Annotated in this window: 12 protein-coding genes; 7 read left to right on the top strand and 5 right to left on the bottom strand. The window is 74.6% G+C overall.

Features of this window, described 5'->3' with window-relative positions; genetic code table 11:
- Window positions 1–115: 115 nt before the first annotated feature.
- Entirely contained in the window at window positions 116–616 is a 501-nt protein-coding gene (gene greA / locus ACGFI9_RS05780; protein WP_393175414.1) for a transcription elongation factor GreA, read from the bottom strand.
- A gap of 144 nt (window positions 617–760) precedes the next feature.
- Entirely contained in the window at window positions 761–1,195 is a 435-nt protein-coding gene (locus ACGFI9_RS05775; protein ID WP_393175412.1) for a DUF4307 domain-containing protein, read from the bottom strand.
- A 212-nt stretch (window positions 1,196–1,407) separates the two neighbouring features.
- On the opposite strand from ACGFI9_RS05775, the gene mca reads away from it, so the two are divergent.
- The 4 genes from mca (at window position 1,408) to ACGFI9_RS05755 (ending at window position 7,622) form a co-directional block, all read left to right on the top strand.
- Complete coding sequence (gene mca, locus ACGFI9_RS05770) at window positions 1,408–2,289, top strand: mycothiol conjugate amidase Mca (RefSeq protein WP_393175410.1); 882 nt, start codon at window positions 1,408–1,410, stop codon at window positions 2,287–2,289.
- A 48-nt stretch (window positions 2,290–2,337) separates the two neighbouring features.
- Entirely contained in the window at window positions 2,338–2,631 is a 294-nt protein-coding gene (locus ACGFI9_RS05765) for a hypothetical protein (protein WP_393175408.1), read from the top strand.
- Between the two features lie 181 nt (window positions 2,632–2,812).
- Complete coding sequence (locus tag ACGFI9_RS05760) at window positions 2,813–5,344, top strand: putative bifunctional diguanylate cyclase/phosphodiesterase (protein WP_393175406.1); 2,532 nt, start codon at window positions 2,813–2,815, stop codon at window positions 5,342–5,344.
- Between the two features lie 184 nt (window positions 5,345–5,528).
- Window positions 5,529–7,622: a thioredoxin domain-containing protein gene (locus tag ACGFI9_RS05755; protein WP_393175404.1), complete on the top strand. Its 2,094-nt coding sequence runs from the start codon at window positions 5,529–5,531 to the stop codon at window positions 7,620–7,622.
- Window positions 7,623–7,626: 4 nt separating this feature from the next.
- Here ACGFI9_RS05755 and ACGFI9_RS05750 read toward each other — a convergent pair whose 3' ends face one another.
- Window positions 7,627–8,277, bottom strand: a complete 651-nt coding sequence (locus ACGFI9_RS05750) for a pyridoxal 5'-phosphate synthase (RefSeq protein WP_393175402.1) — start codon at window positions 8,275–8,277, stop codon at window positions 7,627–7,629.
- Between the two features lie 129 nt (window positions 8,278–8,406).
- Between ACGFI9_RS05750 and ACGFI9_RS05745 the strand changes: the two genes are divergently transcribed.
- Window positions 8,407–9,567 (top strand): 5-(carboxyamino)imidazole ribonucleotide synthase, encoded by a 1,161-nt coding sequence (locus ACGFI9_RS05745; RefSeq protein WP_393175400.1) that lies wholly within the window; start codon window positions 8,407–8,409, stop codon window positions 9,565–9,567.
- Window positions 9,564–10,052 (top strand): 5-(carboxyamino)imidazole ribonucleotide mutase, encoded by a 489-nt coding sequence (purE, locus tag ACGFI9_RS05740; protein WP_393175398.1) that lies wholly within the window; start codon window positions 9,564–9,566, stop codon window positions 10,050–10,052. Before ACGFI9_RS05745 ends, purE begins: the two co-directional genes overlap by 4 nt.
- Window positions 10,053–10,126: 74 nt before the next feature.
- Here purE and ACGFI9_RS05735 read toward each other — a convergent pair whose 3' ends face one another.
- Entirely contained in the window at window positions 10,127–15,034 is a 4,908-nt protein-coding gene (locus tag ACGFI9_RS05735; RefSeq protein WP_393175396.1) for an SCO7613 C-terminal domain-containing membrane protein, read from the bottom strand.
- A gap of 151 nt (window positions 15,035–15,185) precedes the next feature.
- The gene (locus ACGFI9_RS05730) at window positions 15,186–16,613 is read right to left on the bottom strand and encodes a UDP-glucose dehydrogenase family protein (protein WP_393175393.1); all 1,428 of its coding nucleotides are present in this window, start codon (window positions 16,611–16,613) and stop codon (window positions 15,186–15,188) included.
- Window positions 16,614–16,862: 249 nt separating this feature from the next.
- Between ACGFI9_RS05730 and ACGFI9_RS05725 the strand changes: the two genes are divergently transcribed.
- The gene (locus ACGFI9_RS05725) at window positions 16,863–18,026 is read left to right on the top strand and encodes an acyl-CoA dehydrogenase family protein (protein WP_393175391.1); all 1,164 of its coding nucleotides are present in this window, start codon (window positions 16,863–16,865) and stop codon (window positions 18,024–18,026) included.
- Window positions 18,027–18,078: the final 52 nt, after the last annotated feature.

Below are 18,078 nucleotides of genomic sequence, written 5' to 3'. Positions count from 1 at the left end.
ACGACGCGACCGCCCCGGCCGGTGGGCCGGGGCGGTCGCGGTTGGCTCGGGTCCGAGGGAGCCTGTCAGCCTCGGTCGGGTCGGACCCGAGCCGTCCGGCACGGGTCCGGATGGGCTAGCCGGAGAACGGCTCGAACTTGACCACGGTCACCTTGATGTCGGCGCCACTGGGTGCCGTGTAGGTGCAGGTCTGGCCGGCCTTGCCGCCCAGGATCGCCTTGCCGAGCGCGGACTCGGGGCTGTAGACGGTCAGGTCGGTGGTGGAGGCGATCTCCCGGGAGCCGAGCAGGAAGGTCTCCGTGTCGTCGGCGTCGTCGTCGAAGTAGATCGTCACCACCATGCCGGGCGACACCGCGTCGGCGGTCGGGGCCTCGCCCACCTGGGCGGTGCGGAGCAGTTCCTGGAGGTAGCGGATGCGCCCCTCGGCCTTGCCCTGCTCCTCGCGGGCGGCGTGGTAGCCGCCGTTCTCCCGCAGGTCGCCCTCCTCCCGCCGGGCGTTGATCTCGGCGGCGATGACCGGCCGGTTGGCGATCAGCTCGTCGAGCTCGGCCTGCAGGCGGTCGTAAGCGTCCTGGGACAGCCAGGTGGCGGGCGCCTCGTTGCCATTGGTGGACACAGGCGGTCTCCTCGGTTGGTACGGACTGGCTGACAGGTGAACTACCAAGTTACCAGTGCCGGACACGCCAGGGTGGCGCCGATCACCCCGGGTGCCGGCGACGGGACCGCCGGTACGCGTTCCGGCAGGTCGGGCGGGACCGGGTCAGCCGCCCGGCCGGCAGCGCAGCACCTCGCCGATGAACGGGCGGGCGGTGGTGGGCACCTCGTGCGAGACGGTGACGTGTCGCTGGCCGGGGCGGGCGGTGATAGTCACCTCGGCGTGTCCGACCTCGGCCCCGTCGTGCGACCGGGCCCGCAGCAGACAGGTCGCCGAGCCGCCCGGCGGCACGGTCACCCGGAAGTCGACCACCACCCGGGAATCGGTGATCCCGGTGTAGGTGATCACCTCGGCCCGGTACTCGGGGTCGCCGTACTGGCTGTAGAGCTTGCCGGCGACCAGCCCGAGGATCGCCAGGAGGACGGCCGCCACCAGGGCGAGCAGGAACGGCCGGCGGCGGCCGGGCTCGCGGCGGCGGCCGTACCGCCCGGGCGGGAAGACGGGTGCGCCCGGGCTGATTGTGGCGTGCGTCTCGCTCACCGGCGGGTATCTCCTGGCGTTGTTGTCGGCGGCATCGGCAAGAATGGCAAAGTCCATCTTCCCAGCCCGGCGCTGAGCCAAGGATGGCAGGTCGGCCGACCCGCCGACCAGCCAGCACGGGGGTTTCCGCGGGCGCGGGGAAGATTCCGGCAGGTCAGCCGGTCCGGCCCAGGTGGGCCCGGCCCGGTCGGCACAGACGAGGAGCGCCGAAGGTGGCAGAGCAGCTGCGTCTCATGGCGGTGCACGCCCATCCCGACGACGAGTCGAGCAAGGGGGCCGCGACCACGGCGAAATACGTCGCCGAGGGCGTGGACGTCCTGGTCGTCACCTGCACCGGTGGCGAGCGGGGGAGCGTGCTCAACCCGAAGATGGACCGCCCGGACGTGTGGGCCAACATCGCCGAGATCCGCCGCGCCGAGATGGACGCGGCCCGCGCGATCCTCGGCATCGAGCAGGCCTGGCTCGGTTTCGTCGACTCCGGGCTGCCCGAGGGCGATCCGCTGCCGCCGCTGCCCGAGGGGTGCTTCGCCCTCCAGGACGTCGAGACCGCCGCGGCCCCGCTGGTGCGGCTGATGCGCCAGTTCCGTCCGCACGTCGTCACCACGTACGACGAGGAGGGTGGCTACCCCCACCCGGACCACATCATGACCCACAAGGTGACCGTCGCGGCCTTCGAGGCCGCCGGTGACCCGGAGCGGTACCCGGAGCTGGGCGAGCCCTGGCAGCCGCTGAAGCTCTACTACGACATCGGTTTCTCCCGCGCCAAGATCATGGCCCTGCACGAGGCGATGCTCGCCGCCGGCCTGGAGTCGCCGTACGGCGAATGGATGAAGCGCTGGGAGGACCGGCCGGACAAGGGCGGCCGGATCACCACCCGGGTGGAGTGCGCCGAATACTTCCCGGTCCGCGACGACGCCCTGCGCGCCCACGCCACCCAGATCGACCCGGACGGCTTCTGGTTCCAGGTGCCGATGGACCTCCAGCAGCGCGCCTGGCCGACCGAGGACTACCAGCTCGCCCGTTCGCTGGTAGACAGCCCGCTGCCCGAGTCCGACCTGTTCGCCGGGGTCCGCGAGACGGCCCATGCCCGCTGATCCGGCGGCGGCGTACCCTGGTGGTCAGTCGCACATCGGAGGAACACCATGCTGACCACCGCCCAGGTGCTCGCGGAGAACAACTTCGGTGACACCCGTACGGGTGGTCTGGCCGGTCCGATGGGCCTCTTCCTCATCGTCGCGCTGGCCACCGTCACCATCCTGCTGATCCGCAACATGAACGCCCGGCTGCGCCGGCTGCCCGACCGGTTCCCGCCGCAGACCGGTCCGGCCGACCAGAATCGGGCCGACGCCGCAGTCGTCGATCCGACAGACGGGACCGCCGCGCAGGAATCACCCACGAACGCTCCCAACGGCTCCCAGCAGCGCCGGAACGGGTAGTCGGCGCGTGAATCACGTCGAAGCCGGTCGTCGCCCCCTGTTGCGACCACCGGCTTTGGCTTAGCCTTCCGCCGGGGGGACCGAAAAGTCCCTGAGCCGTGCGCGGAAGGGGGGCGCCGATGTCCGTGGCAACAGTGGCCACCCGGCGTGCCCTCGGACCGCCGCCGGACAGGGTGGGCCCGTGACCCCCGGCGGGGAGGGCCATCCCCCCGATCGGCTCGGCCTGCACGGCACGCCGGCCGGGGTGCTCGTGGTGACCGCCGCCGTCGCGGCCACCGCGCTGGCGGCCGCCCTGCTCGGGCTCACCGTCCCCGAGTCCCTCCCGCCCGACGACCCGCTGCCGGCGCCGGCCCGGTTCGGCCTGGCGGTCGCCGCCTTCGCCGTCGCCCACCTCGCCCGCCTGCGGTTCCGCACCGCCGCCGGCATGGTCAGCATCACCTGGGGCGAGGCCGCCCTCGTCGTCTGCCTCTACCTCGTACCGGCCGGCTGGCTGCCGGCCGCGGCCCTGCTCGGCGCCGGGGCCGCCTGGACCGGGATGTCCCTGCTCGCCGACCGCCGGCCGGTGCTGGAACTGGTCCGGATCGCGGCCTCGCTGACCGCCGCCACCGCCCTCGCCGCGGCCGTGGCCAGCGCGCTCGGCCGGCCGATGCTCGCCGCGCCGACCCCGGAACTGGCCCTCGCGTTGATCGCCGGCTCGGTGACCTACCTGCTCACCACCGCGTGGCTGGGCGGCGTGACCCTGGCGCTGCGGCACGGCATCCCGATCGGTCCGCCGCTGCTCGCCGCGCTCCGCGGCAAGCTGCTCATGTTCGTCGGCAACGTGGCGGTCGGCCTGGTGGTGGTCGCGCTGCTGGAGCTCGACGCCCGCTGGCTGCTGCTCCTCCCGCCGGCGCTGTGGCTGCTCCAGCAGACCTACCGGCACCGGCTCCGGGCCGACCAGGAACGACGCACCTGGCGGGCGTTCGCCGAGACCACCGCCGCGCTCAACCAGCTCGACGAGCGGGGGGTGGCGACCGCGGCGGTGACCGGCGCGCTCTCGCTCTTCGGCGCCGAACTGGTCGAGGTGGACGTGGCCCGGGGCGACGGCCGGTGGCGGCGCTACCGGGCGGACACCGGTGGCCAGGTCCGCGACCGCGAGGTGGTGCCCCCGACGCTGGCCGAGTCCGGCGAGCACGAGCTGGTGCGGTCGATGACCGTGAGCAGCGTCGAGGTGGGTCAGCTGCGCGTCCACTTTCCCCGGTCGGCCCCGCCGAACGCCCGGGAACGGGACGCCGTCGCCGCGTTCGGCGACGCGCTGGCCGCCGCCCTGCACGACGCCGCCACCCACCGCGAGCTGCGGCTGGTCACCGCCCGCTCCTCGTACGAGGCGGTGCACGACCAGCTCACCGGGCTGCTCAACCGGGCCGCCATGCTCACCCAGGGCGACCAGGCGCTGCGGCAGCTCGCCCACGACCACCCGGTCGCGCTGCTGCTGCTCGACGTCAACCAGTTCAAAGAGGTCAACGACACGCTCGGGCACGCCGCCGGGGACCAGTTGCTCCGGCTGACCGCGAACCGGCTGGCCGCGCTGGGCCGCCCCGGTGACCTGCTCGGGCGGCTCGGCGGCGACGAGTTCGCCCTGCTGCTGACCGCCGTCCCGGTGGTCGACGAGCGCACCGCCCCGGTCACGTACGCGCTGCGGCAGGCCCGGGAGATCGCCGAGCGGCTGGCCGCGCCGACCGAGGTGGCCGGGGTGCGGATGTCCGTCGAGGTGGCGGTCGGGGTGGTGGTCGCCGCCGCGGGCGCCGCGGACATGACGGAGCTGCTGCGCCGGGCCGACATCGCCATGTACCAGGCGAAGGAGGGCGGCGGCAGCGTCGCCGCGTACGACAGCTCCCGGGACGCGGCGAGCACCGACCAGCTGGCGCTCCTCGCCGAGCTGCGGGAGGCGCTGGAGGCCGACGACCAGCTCGTGCTGGCGTTGCAGCCGGCGGTGGACCTGGCCACCGGCGCGCCGACCGGCGTGGAGGCGCTGATCCGCTGGCGGCACCCCCGGCGCGGCTGGCTCAACCCGGCCGACTTCATCCGTCCGGTGGAGAACAGCGAGCAGCTCGGCACCTTCACCCGGTACGTGCTGGACAAGGCGCTGGCGGTGGCGGCCGACTGGGCCCGCGAGGGGCTCGACGTGCCGATCTCGGTGAACCTCTCGGCCCGCAGCCTGCTCGACCCGCGGCTGCCCGGCGAGATCGGCGAGGCGCTGCGCCGGCACCAGGTCCCGCCGCACCGGCTGGTCCTGGAGATCACCGAGACAGTGGTGATGAGCGAGCTGGAGGTCATCGACGAGGTGCTGGCCACCCTGCGCTCGATGGGGGTGCAGCTCGCCGTCGACGACTTCGGCACCGGCTTCTCGTCGCTGACCTTCCTGACCCGGATCGCCGTCGACGAGCTGAAGGTCGACCGCTCCTTCGTGATCCGGATGGCCGACTCCCCGGAGGCGGCGGCGATCGTACGGACCACCGTCGGGCTCGCCCACGAGCTGGGGCTGCGGGTGGTGGCCGAGGGGGTGGAGACGGCCGAGCAGCGGACCGCCCTGGCCGAACTGGGCTGCACCGCCGCCCAGGGCTACCACTTCTTCAAGCCGATGCCGGCGGACAAGATCGGCGCGGTGCTGGGGTCGCTGCGGGACGGCGCCCAGGGCAACGTCTTCCCGCTCCGCGCCGACGGCGCGTCCTGACCGCCTCCGCCCGGGGCCGGCCCGCGCCCGGGGGCGGGGCGGGGAGTCTGCGCATGCCGTCTCCTTCGGACGACCCGACGGCGCCCGCCGCCGGGCATGCGCAGAACTAAATAGATGTATATGAATAAGGGAAAGCTCCCCGGGTGACCCGGCGATGGCCGCCCGGGCTGGATATGGTCGTCGGGTGAACCGACTTGCCGAGGCCACCTCGCCGTACCTGCTCCAGCACGCCGACAATCCGGTCGACTGGTGGCCCTGGTGCGAGGAGGCGTTCGCCGAGGCCAGGCGGCGCGACGTGCCGGTGCTCATCTCGGTCGGCTACGCCGCCTGCCACTGGTGCCACGTGATGGCGCACGAGTCGTTCGAGAACGAGGCCGTCGCCCAGCTGATGAACGACGACTTCGTCTGCGTCAAGGTGGACCGGGAGGAGCGCCCGGACGTCGACGCGGTCTACATGACCGCCACCCAGGCGATGACCGGGCAGGGCGGCTGGCCGATGACGGTCTTCGCCACCCCGGACGGCACCCCGTTCTTCTGCGGCACCTACTTCCCCCGGCCGAACTTCATCCGCCTGCTCGGCTCGGTCGCCACCGCCTGGCGGGACCAGCGGGAGGCGGTGCTGCGGCAGGGCGCCGCCGTGGTCGAGGCGATCGGGGGCGCCCAGGCCGTGGGCGGCCTCACCGCCCCGCTCACCGCCGAGCTGCTCGACGCCGCCGCCGCACAGCTCGCCGAGGAGTACGACGAGACCAACGGCGGCTTCGGCGGGGCGCCGAAGTTCCCCCCGCACATGAACCTGCTCTTCCTGCTCCGGCACCACCAGCGCACCGGCTCGCCCCGGAGCCTGGAGATCGTCCGGCACACCTGCGAGGCGATGGCCCGGGGTGGCCTGCACGACCAGCTCGCCGGCGGGTTCGCCCGCTACTCGGTGGACGGTCACTGGACCGTGCCGCACTTCGAGAAGATGCTCTACGACAACGCCCTGCTGCTGCGGGTCTACACCCAGCTGTGGCGGCTCACCGGGGACCGGCTGGCCCGGCGGGTGGCCCGGGACACGGCCCGGTTCCTCGCCGACGAGCTGCACCGGCCCGGCGAGGGCTTCGCGTCGGCGCTGGACGCGGACACCCAGGGCGTCGAGGGACTCACCTACGTCTGGACGCCGGCCCAACTCGTCGAGGTGCTGGGGGAGGAGGACGGCCGTTTCGCGGCCGACCTGTTCGGCGTGACCGAGGCGGGCACCTTCGCCCCTCATTCCGCCTCCGCGCCGCAAGACGGCACTCCGGACGGAAGGAGGGGCGTTGAGCAGGGCAGCAGCGTGTTGAAGCTGGCCCGGGACATCGACGACGCCGACCCGGCGGTCCGCGCCCGCTGGCAGGACGTGGTCGGCCGGCTGCTGGCCGCCCGCGACACCCGCCCCCAGCCCGCCCGGGACGACAAGGTGGTGGCCGCCTGGAACGGGCTGGCGATCACCGCGATCGCCGAGTTCCAGCAGGTCGCCGCGCTCTACGCGTCCCCCGACGACGAGGACGCCAACCTGATGGAGGGGATCACCATCGTCGCCGACGGCGCGATGCGCGACGCCGCCGATCACCTGGCGAGCGTGCACATCGTGGACGGGCGGCTGCGCCGGGTCTCCCGGGACAAGGCGGTCGGCGAGCCGGCCGGGGTGCTGGAGGACTACGGCTGCGTGGCCGAGGCGTTCTGCGCCCTGCACCAGCTCACCGGCGAGGGGCGGTGGCTGACCCTGGCCGGACAGCTGCTCGACGTGGCGCTGGCCCGCTTCGCCGCCCCGGACGGCGGCTTCTACGACACCGCCGACGACGCCGAGCGGCTGGTCACCCGGCCGGCCGACCCCACCGACAACGCCACCCCGTCGGGCCGGTCGGCGATCGTCGCGGCGCTGGTGGCGTACGCGGCGCTGAGCGGGGAGACCCGGTACCGGGAGGCGGCCGAGGCCACGCTGTCGACCGTCGCGCCGCTCGTCGGCCGGCACGCCCGGTTCACCGGGTACGCGGCCACCGTCGGGGAGGCGCTGCTCTCCGGGCCGTACGAGATCGCCGTGGTCACCGACGACCCGGCGGGCGACCCGCTCGTGGCGGCCGCCCGCCGGCACGCCCCGCCCGGCGCGGTGGTGGTGGCCGGCCGGAGCGACCAGCCGGGCGTGCCGCTGCTGGCCGACCGGCCGATGGTCGACGGGCGGCCCGCCGCGTACGTCTGTCGCGGTTTCGTCTGCCAGCGGCCGGTGACCTCGGTCGACGACCTGATCGCCGAGCTCCGCTGAGCCGTTACGGCCAGAGCAGCTCCCGCTCCCAGCCCTCCCCGGCACGGCGGTAGCGCAGCCGGACGTGCCGGCGCTCCCGGTCGGCCTGCCAGAACTCGACCGTCTCCGGACGGACGAGGTAGACGGTGTGCGCCTCGGGGGCGAGATCCGGCGTGTTGAGCACCAGCGCGCGAGCCCGCGCGAACGCTCCGTCGAGCGCCTCCCGGCGGTCGAGCGGCTCGCTCTGCCGGCCGGCCATGGTGGCGATCCGGGAGCCGAGCGGGCGGGCCAGGAAGTCGCGCCGGGACACCTCGGGGTCGGCTGGCCGGGCAACCCCGCGGACCCGGACCTGCCGGCCCTGCTCCCGCCAGTGAAAGCTCAGCGCCACCCGCGGCTCGGTGGCGAGCTGCCGCCCCTTGGCGCTGGTCGAGCTGGTGGCGAAGGACCAGCCCTCGTCGTCAAGATCCTTCAGGATGAGCACCCGGGCGTCCGGGGCGCCGTCCGCGTCCACGGTCGAGAGGGTCATCGCGTGCGGTTCGTCCACGCCGGCGGCGATCGCCCCGGCCAGCCAGGACGCGAAGAGCGGAACCGGCGCGTCGGGCACGTCGCCGGGGTCGAACGGGGGCATCTCGTGGGCGAGCACGGGAAGCCCACGCAGCAGGTCGCGGATGCTCATGACCTGATCATGCCAATTGACGTGTGGCGGTGCGGCCCCCGCCGGTCCCCGGGCCGTCGTCCATGCCGCCTGCCGCTTCCTGGACCTCCGGGCCGGGGCGGCCGGCCGCCCGGATAGGCTGGCGGCGCTATGGATTCCCGTACCGGACTGCCTGTCGTCGGCATGGTGGGCGGCGGCCAGCTCGCCCGAATGACCCACCAGGCCGCCATCGCCCTCGGCCAGTCGCTGCGCGTGCTGGCCCTCGCCCCGGACGACGGTGCCGCGCTGGTCGCGGCCGACGTCCAGTACGGCGACCACACCGACCTCGCCGCCCTGCGCACCTTCGCCAAGGGGTGCGACGTGGTCACCTTCGACCACGAGCACGTGCCCAGCGGGCACATCCGCACCCTCGCCGAGGAGGGGGTGAAGCTCTTCCCGCCGGCCGACGCGCTGCTGCACGCCCAGGACAAGCGGGTGATGCGCGAGCGGCTCGCCGAGCTGGGCGCGCCGAACCCGGCCTGGCAGCCGGTCGAGCAGCCCGCCGACCTGGTCGCCTTCGGGGCCGAGGTCGGCTGGCCGGTGGTGCTCAAGGCGGCCCGGGGCGGCTACGACGGCCGGGGCGTCTGGCTGGTGGAGGACGCCGTCCAGGCCGAGGAGCTGGCCGCGACCCTGCTCGCCGGGGGCACCCCGTTGATCGTCGAGGAGCGGGTCGCGTTGCGCCGGGAGTTGGCCGTGCAGGTGGCCCGCTCGCCGTTCGGGCAGGTCGCCGCGTACCCGGTGGTGGAGACGGTGCAGCGGGACGGGATCTGCGTGGAGGTGCTCGCCCCGGCGCCCGGCGTGCCCGAGGAGCTGGCGGTCGGCGCCCAGCAGCTCGCCATCGACCTGGCCACCGCGCTCGGCGTGGTCGGCCTGCTGGCCGTGGAGCTGTTCGAGACGCCCGCCGGGCTGGTGGTCAACGAGCTGGCCATGCGGCCGCACAACTCCGGGCACTGGACCATCGAGGGGGCCCGGACCTCCCAGTTCGAGCAGCACCTGCGGGCGGTGCTGGACTACCCGATGGGGGACACCTCGCTCACCGCGCCGGTCGTGGTGATGGCGAACGTGCTCGGCGGCGAGCCGGGCGGCATGTCCATCGACGAGCGGCTGCACCACCTGTTCGCCGCCGAGCCAGGGGCCAAGGTCCACCTGTACGGCAAGCAGGTGCGCCCGGGCCGCAAGATCGGGCACGTCACGGTGCTCGGTGACGACCTGGACGATGTACGGGCCCGGGCCGCACGAGCCGCCCGCTGGCTCCGGGAGGGGCGCGAATGAGCACCGTCGGGCTGATCATGGGCAGCGACTCGGACTGGCCGACCATGAAGGCCGCCGCCGAGGCGCTGGACGAGTTCGAGGTGCCGTACGAGGTCCAGGTGATCTCGGCGCACCGTACTCCGGTCAAGATGATCGACTACGGGCGCGAGGCCGCCGCCCGGGGGGTAAAGGTGATCATCGCGGGGGCCGGCGGGGCGGCTGCCCTGCCGGGCATGGTCGCCTCGGTCACCCCGCTGCCGGTGATCGGCGTGCCGGTGCCGCTCAAGCACCTGGACGGGATGGACTCGCTGCTCTCCATCGTGCAGATGCCGGCCGGCGTGCCGGTGGCCACGGTCTCCATCGGCAACGCCCGCAACGCCGGGCTCCTGGCGGTGCGGATCCTGGCCGCGAGCGACCCGGTCCTGCTCAGGCGGATGGCGGACTACCAGGCGAGCCTGGAGAACCTGGTCGCCGAGAAGGACGCCGCCCTCCGCGCCTCCCTCTGACCACCCGCCCGCCTCTGGCCGGGGACCCGGCACCCGCTGCCCGCCCCCGACGGCGGACGCCAGGCCCTCCGTTTTCATCTCATGCCGCGCAGCGCGGTCTGCAGGCGCTCCTGGGCGCGGCGGCGGCGCTCGTTGCTCGCGCCGAGCACCAGCAGGAGGAAGCCAGCCGGGATCAGCACCAGCCACGGGCCGAGGCTGATCAGCGCGTGCACCGCCGCGATCGCGGTGACCGTGGCGCCCACGATCACCGGCGCCTGCTGCCGGGTCGTCGAGCCGAAGATCAGCACCGCCACGGCGCCGAGCAGCAGCAGGACCTGGCGCAGCATGCTGGTGTCGGTGGCCAGCACGATCGCCAGCGTGGGCAGGAACGCGGCGACCAGGGCCGGGCCGTACGCCACCCAGCTCGACTGGTCGGGGTGGTGGCGCAGCTCCAGCACCCCCACCAGCAGGGCGAGCAGGGCGAACGGCAGGGTGTACGCCTCGGGCAGCGCCACGTCGGCCACCCGCATCAGGATCCACCAGGCGCTGATCTCGCAGGCCACCACGGACCAGAACAGGATCCGCCGTTCCACCGGCCGCCGGCCGGGGCGGCCCGCCGCCACGCCGAGCACGGCACCCCACGCGGCCAGCAGCGCGGCGATGTGCCGGGGCGAGTCGTACGCCAGCGCCAGCGCGATGAGGGCGGCGGCGTAGCCGCTCCACTCCACGGTGGCCGCCTCCCGGTACGCCTCCGGCCGGCGCAGCCGGGGGAGGGTGGCGGCGACGACCTGGAGCGCGGCCCCGACCGCCAGTACCCCGAACGCCGACCAGACCGCGGCGAGCCCGGCCACCAGCCCGAGGGTGAGCACGAAGAGCTGGGCCATCAGCGAGGCGAAGAGCCAGCCCAGGATGCGGGCCCGCTGGGTGGTGCCGAAGAGCGCGGCGACCACGCCGACGCCGACCGCCCCGCCGAGCGTGAAGAGGGTCAGCTCCCGGGTGGCGAGACTGCCGGCCAGGCCGGCGCCCCCGGCGGCCAGCCCGATGGCGAAGACCAGCACCCGGGTCACCCGCAGCGAGCGGGCCGGCTCGGCCAGCGGCGGCGGCGGGGTGAGCGCCAGGCCGAGCATGGCCAGCGTGAAGACGGCGAGCCCGGCCAGCGCGCTCTCCGGCCAGCCGTGACCCAGTGCCACCGGCGTGATGAGCAGGGTGACGGCCGCGCCCGGCAGCACCACCGGCACGGCCCGTGACCGCCGGCCGCCGCTGAACCCGGTGGCGGCGAGCGCCGCCGTGGCGGTGAGCAGCAGCGCCGTCAGCACGTGCGTGGGGTCCACCGCCTCGGCGGGTGGGGTGAGCAGCCCGGGCGGCGGCCCCTGCCAGATCCGGGGCAGCACCCGCATCGGCTCCACCAGCGCCACCAGCAGCGGCGGCGCGAGGGTCACCAGGGCGAGGGCGACCGGCAGCACCGCCGCGGCCAGCGCCCCGGCCGCCGGGCTGACCCGCCAGCGCAGTTCCGAACCGTCGTCCGGCAGCCGGCGCAGCGCCCCGTTCAGCAGCACCGACCAGCGGCGTACCGGCTGGGCGGAGCCGGCCGGCGGGACGGTGGCGGCCCGGACCAGCTCGGCGAGCACGCCGAGCAGCGCCGCCGCGGCGGCGTACACCCCGGAGGGCAGGTGGGTGAGCACGGCGGCGACCGCGCTGATCGTGGCACCGCCCACCACGGCCACGCTCGCGTACGGCAGGTACTGCGGGACCTGCCGGCGGACCGTGGCGACCGCGGCCAGGCCGATGCTGGACGCGGCCAGCGCGGCGGTGAGCACCACCTGCGGTGACCGCCCGGACTCGGCGGCCAGGGCGGCAACCGCCCCGGGCAGCGCGAGCAGGGCGGCGCCCGCCGCGGCTCCGCCCACCTGCACCAGGTGCGCCGGCATCCCCTCGGTACGTACGTCCTCGATCAGCGCCGGCGCGAGCACCCGGGCCAGGGCCGCCACCACCACCCCGATGAGCGCGATGCTGCCCAGGGCGAGTGCGGTGGTCCACGGGCGGACCAGCCCGGCACCGGCGGCGTGCAGGGTGACCACCCCCGCGACGGTGGCCCGGGACAGCGCGGCGCGCGGGTCCACCGCCGCCACCGCCGCCGTCCCGAAGACCGTGGCGACCATGGCGCCCACCAGCACCGGCGACCACCAGGGCAGGTCGAAGGCGGCCGGGGCGCCGATGGTGGCGAGCACGGCGGCCGCCCCGGCGACGTCGTACTTCCAGGGCGGCGGCAGCAGGATGCCGGCGGCCACCGCCAGCAGGGCCAGCGCGACCGGGGCCTGCCAGGTGGCCCCGCCGGTCGGGGCGGCCGGCCAACCGCTCAGGTCACCGGCCCAGATGGGACCCGGGGTGGCCAGCACGCCGACGCCGCCGCGCAGCGCGCTCCAGCTGGCGATCAGACCGATCAACGTGCCGCCGACCGCGATGCCGAGGATCGGACCGCGCCGCCACTCCTCGGGCATCGCCCGTGCGGCGACGGCCACCACCAGCACCAGCGCGGCCGCCACCACGAGCTGACCACCCGGGGCTAGCACGGCGGCGATCCGGGCCAGGGTGGCGATCAGCGCCGCGGTGGTGGCGGCCAGGGCCAGGTCGGAGCCGTCCAGCGACAGGTCGGAGCGGCGGCCGGCGTCGATCCTGGGGGCCAGCGCCAGCAGCGCGGCGGCGAGCAGCAGCAGGCCGCCCACCCAGGCGTCGGCGGCGGTGGCGCCCGGTGCCCCGAACGCGGCCGCGGCGACCCCGACCGCGCCCAGCACGGTGCCGACCGTGTGCGGCACGCTGAGGTGCCGCTGCGCGACCTGCACCAGGGCGGCGTAGCCGAGGGTGACGCAGACGCCGAGGAAGCTCGCGGCGAGGATCGGGACGGTGACCTCACGCAGCACCGTCGGGGTGACGGCCGGGACGGCCGGCTCGGTGGCGGCGACGAACGCGGCCACCGCCCCGGGCAGGGCGAACGCGGCCCCGCCGGCCGCCCAGGCGCACACCGTGTCGGCCGCGGCGGCGGCGATCCGGACCCGGGGCGCGAGCGACACCAACGCGCCGGCCAGGAAGAGCAGGGTCAGCGCGGCGGCGGTGAGCGCGGGCCGGGCGAGCGAGGCACCGGCGCCGATCAGGCCCAGCCCGGCGGCGGTGGCCGCGTGCACCACCGCCGCGCGCCGGGTGCCGGCGTTGAGGCCCAGCACGCCGATGCCCACCGCGGTCAGCAGCATCGGCCAGCAGGCGGCGGCCCAGCCCAGCCCGAGGGAGGCCGGTACGGCGAGCGCGGTCAGCGCCGCGCCGACCACCGCGAACTCGCGCCGGATCTCCGGCGGCAGGGCGATCACCGCGGCGACCGTCAGCAGCAGGGCGCTCGCGGCGAGCTGCCAGCCGGTCGGTCCGACCGCCGTGGCCAGCTCGGCGGGCCACCGGCTCAGGTCCGCCGACCAGGCGGGCAGCGACGCGCGGACCGGCGCCAGCCCGGCGCGCAGCGCGCCGCCGGCCACCACCAGGCCGCTGACCGTCAACGCCACCGCCGAGGCGAGTTGCGGGCCGCGCCGGGCCGCTTGGGGTACGGCCCGGACGGCGAACCCGGTGACCGCGATGACCGCGGCGATGAGCAGCAGCGACCGGCCGGGAACGGCCACCGAGGCGACCCGGCCCAGGGCGCCGATCACGGCCAGGGTGACCAGGCCGGCGCCCACGTCGGGCAGCGGCGGCCGGCGCAGCACCAGCGTGCCGGCCAGCCCCACCAGAGCGGCCAGCAGCAGCGCGCTGCCCGCGCCGGCGGCGGCCGGCACCGTGTCGGCGCGCAGCAGCGCGGTGACCGCGTACGCCAACGCGACCGCGACCGCAACGCCGTGCAGCAGCCAGGTCAGCTCGCGCAGCCACGGCACCGGACGGGCCGGCCGGACCGCCGGGTCCCCGTCGGCCGGCTCTGCCCCGAGCACCTCGGCCGACTCCTCCGGGTCCGCCTCGGGCCGATCGTCGGCCGAGCGCTGCCGGGGCGGGGCGGGCTCGGCCGGCGGGGTGGGCAGGTCCCGCCGGACCGGCCGCTCGACGACCACCGCCGAGCGGGCCAGGGCGAGGTCGACGACGGCCACCACGGTGAGCACCAGCGCCCAGCCGGCCGGCCCGGTGATCCGCTCGTACGCCAGCAGCGGCAGCACCGGCTGGGCGGCCAGGACGGTGGCGAAACGGGGAGCGCGCAGGCCGGTCCCGTACGCGTACCCGACGGAGACCACGGTGGTGATCAGGAAGATCGATCCGGCGAAGGCCGGCCCGGAGGTGGCGCCGCCGATCCGGTCCACGGCCCAGAGCGCGTATCCGGCCAGCGGCAGCAGGAGCAGGCCCACCGCGGCGATCGTCTCGGCGGTCGAGGTCAGCCCCCGGCGGGCCAGCACCGGTGGGGCGAGCAGCATCAGCACCGTCGCGACCAGCAGCACGCCGAGCCGGGCCAGCGCGTCCATCGAGCTGGTGGCGACGGCCGCGAAGACCACCGCCGCGACGCCGAGCAGCAGCGCGCCGAGCCCGAGGGGGATGTTCTGCACCTCGCGGGAGGAGGCCTCCGGCGGGTGCTCCGGGTCGTCCACGTCGAGCCACTGCGCCCTGGTCCGGGACGGCGGCGGGAGGTCGTCCGGGCCGGGCGGCGGGGTGCCCTGCCGAGGCACCCGGGGCGGCGCGCCGGTGGTGGCCGTCGGCGGGCGTCGGCCGGGCCGGCGGCGCAGCACCCGGCGGGGCCGGCTGGCCTGCTTGACCCGTTCCTCACCGGCGTGCGCGAGGATGTCCCGCTGGAAGAGGGCGGCCTGCATCTTGGCGGCGATCTGCCGCTGCTCGCGGGCGATCTCGGCGTCGCGCGCCTTCATCTCGGCGATCGAGCGCTCGATGTCCGCCAGGTGCTCGGCCCACTGTGGCTGGTCCGCCCCGCAGTACGGGCAGATCACGGCCGGCTTGATCTCCCGTCCGCACGAGGCGCACCTGAAGGTCTGCACGACATTCCTCCGTCCGGCCGGCCCGTGGTACGGACCCCCACTGTCGCAGCATGCCTTGGCGGAGCGCGGATTTCGACCGTTGCCGGCGCGTTCGGAGCACAAAAAGGACCGGCCGTGGCGATGCGCCACGGCCGGTCGAGGTGTCCAGGGGTCAGGGGCGGCCCATGCCGCGGTACTCCCAGCCCGCCTGCGTCCACAGTGTGGAGTCCAGGCAGTTGCGCCCGTCGACCACCTTGCGGCCGTTGACCAGCTCGCCGAGGGCGACCGGGTCGGCGTTGCGGAACTCGGCCCACTCGGTGAGGACGCAGACCAGGTCGGCGTCGCGGACCGCGTCGGTCATGCTCGCCTCGTACGTCAGCTCGGGCACCGCCCGGCGGGCGTTCTCCATGCCCTGCGGGTCGAACACGTGCACCTCGGCGCCGGCCTTGTCGAGCAGCGCGGCGACCGCCAGCGCCGGGGCGTCCCGGACGTCGTCGGTGTTGGGCTTGAAGGTGGCGCCGAGCACGGCGATCCGGGTGCCGGAGAGGTCCGGTCCGGCCGGCCCGGAGCGGCGGCCGAGCAGGTCGGCGGCGAGCTGGACCACCCGGGTGCGCCGGCGCAGGTTGATCAGGTCGACCTCGTGCAGGAAGCGCAGCGCCTCGCCGGCGCCGAGCTCCTGGGCGCGGGCCTGGAAGGCCCGGATGTCCTTCGGTAGGCAGGCCCCGCCGAAGCCGAGGCCGGCCTGGAGGAAGCGGTTGCCGATCCGGGGGTCGTACCCGATCGAGCGGGCCAGTTGGGTGACGTCGCCGCCGGCGGCCTCGCAGACCTCGGCCATCGCGTTGATGAAGGAGATCTTGGTGGCCAGGAAGGCGTTCGCGGCGACCTTGACCAGCTCGGCGGTGGCGAAGTCGGTGACCACCAGGGGCACCTCGCGGTCCTCGGTGGCGGCCAAGTCGAAGACGCCCTTGTGGGCGGCGTAGAGCATGCCGTTGGCCCACTCGCTCTTGACCCCGACCACGATCCGGTTGGGCCGCAGCACGTCGTCGACGGCGAAGCCCTCCTGGAGGAACTCGGGGCTCCACGCCACCTCGACGCCCAGGTCGGCCGGGGTGTGCTTGCCGACCAGCTGCTCCACCCACTCGGCGGTGCCCACCGGCACGGTCGACTTGCCCACGATCAGCGCCTTGCGGGTCAGGTGCTGGGCCAGGCTGGTCACCGAGGCCTCGACGTACGACAGGTCGGCGCCCATGCCATCGGCCCGCTGCGGGGTGCCGACGCAGATGAAGTGCACGTCACCGAAGTCGGCGGTCTCCTGGATGTCGGTGCTGAACCGCAGCCGGCCGGCGGCCAGGTTGCGCCGGAGCAGCTCGTCCAGCCCGGGCTCGTGGATCGGGACCTCGCCGGCGTTCAGCTTGGCGATCTTGTCCGCGTCGACGTCGAAGCCGAGCACCTCGTAGCCCAGTTCGGCGTAGCAGATGGCGTAGGTCGCACCGAGGTAGCCGGTGCCGAGGAAGGTGACGCGGGGCCGGGCCGCGCCCGAGGGCGGGGTCACCGCCGCGATGGCCGGTACCGGCTGGGTGTTCGGGTACGGGATGGTCACGCCTGTCTTCTCCGCTCGCACTGGCGGCGCTTCCTTGCGTCGCATTCTGCTCCGGCGCCAGGGCCGGACACCGAGGGGACCTTGTCGTCTACGTGTGAGGGTAGTTGTGAGATGGCCACGCCTGCCCGGCGCGAGCCTACCCGCCGGTAATGTCTGGCGAACCCTGGTGGCTATTCTTCAGTCTGCGGCAGTCGGCGGCCACCGGGCGCCACAGACTGCGCATCTTAGCGGTGAAGGAGAGGGGCCGACATGGCCGCAGAGCAGTCGTTCGACGTCTACCGGTTGCCCGAGGAGCACGACGCGATCCGGGAAGCGGTCCGTGAGGTGTGTGCGGCGAAGGTGGCTCCGCACGCCGCCGAGGCGGATGAGACCGGTGAGTTCCCGAAGGCGTCGTACGACGCGCTGCGGGCCGCGGACTTCCACGCCCCGCACATCCCCGTCGAGTACGGCGGCGCCGGTGCGGATGCGCTGGCCACCGCGATCGTGATCGAGGAGGTGGCCCGGGCCTGCGCCTCGTCCTCGCTGATCCCGGCGGTGAACAAGCTCGGCACCATGCCGCTGCTGCTGGCGGGTTCCGAGGAGCTGAAGCGCCGGTACCTGACCCCGGTCGCCGCCGGGGACGCGATGTTCTCGTACTGCCTCTCGGAGCCCGAGGCGGGCAGCGACGCCGCCTCGATGACCACCAAGGCGGTCCGCGACGGCGACCACTGGGTGCTCAACGGCGTGAAGCGGTGGATCACCAACGCCGGCGTCTCCGAGTACTACACGGTCTTCGCTGTGACCGATCCCACAGCGCGGTCCAAGGGCATCTCGGCCTTCGTGGTGGAGAAGTCCGACGCCGGGGTGAGCTTCGGCGCGCCGGAGAAGAAGCTCGGCATCAAGGGCTCGCCCACCCGCGAGGTCTACTTCGACAACGTGCGCATCCCGGCGGACCGCATGATCGGCGCCGAGGGCACCGGTTTCGCCACCGCCATGCGCACCCTGGACCACACCCGGGTGACCATCGCCGCCCAGGCGGTCGGCATCGCGCAGGGCGCGCTGGACTACGCCAAGGGGTACGTCCAGGAGCGCAAGCAGTTCGGCAAGCCGGTCGCCGACTTCCAGGGCATCCAGTTCATGCTCGCCGACATGGGCATGAAGCTGGAGGCGGCCCGCCAGCTCACCTACGCCGCCGCCGGCAAGTCGGAGCGGGGCGACGCGGACCTGACCTACTTCGGCGCCGCCGCGAAGTGCTTCGCCTCGGACGCCGCCATGGAGATCACCACCGACGCGGTGCAGCTCCTGGGCGGGTACGGCTACACCCGCGACTACCCGGTCGAGCGGATGATGCGGGACGCCAAGATCACCCAGATCTACGAGGGCACCAACCAGGTGCAGCGCATCGTCATGGCCCGTCAGCTGCTCAAGGGCTGACGCCGGCGCGATGATCGGGCGGGCGGGCCGGGGTCACGGCCCGCCCGCGGCT

It is taken from the genome of Micromonospora sp. NPDC048930 (assembly GCF_043197935.1).
Taxonomy (GTDB): Bacteria; Actinomycetota; Actinomycetes; order Mycobacteriales; family Micromonosporaceae; genus Micromonospora.
The sequence above is the reverse complement of the archived record's forward strand: the minus strand, read 5'-3'. Positions and strand labels throughout refer to the sequence as shown.

What these genes read in the sequence shown, in the direction of transcription:
- ACGFI9_RS05745 (WP_393175400.1), top strand. Translation starts at nt 8,407, where the DNA reads ATGGATTCCCGTACCGGACTGCCTGTCGTCGGCATGGTGGGCGGCGGC.
- ACGFI9_RS05765 (WP_393175408.1), top strand. Translation starts at nt 2,338, where the DNA reads ATGCTGACCACCGCCCAGGTGCTCGCGGAGAACAACTTCGGTGACACC.
- ACGFI9_RS05750 (WP_393175402.1), bottom strand. Translation starts at nt 8,277, where the DNA reads ATGAGCATCCGCGACCTGCTGCGTGGGCTTCCCGTGCTCGCCCACGAG.
- ACGFI9_RS05725 (WP_393175391.1), top strand. Translation starts at nt 16,863, where the DNA reads ATGGCCGCAGAGCAGTCGTTCGACGTCTACCGGTTGCCCGAGGAGCAC.
- purE (WP_393175398.1), top strand. Translation starts at nt 9,564, where the DNA reads ATGAGCACCGTCGGGCTGATCATGGGCAGCGACTCGGACTGGCCGACC.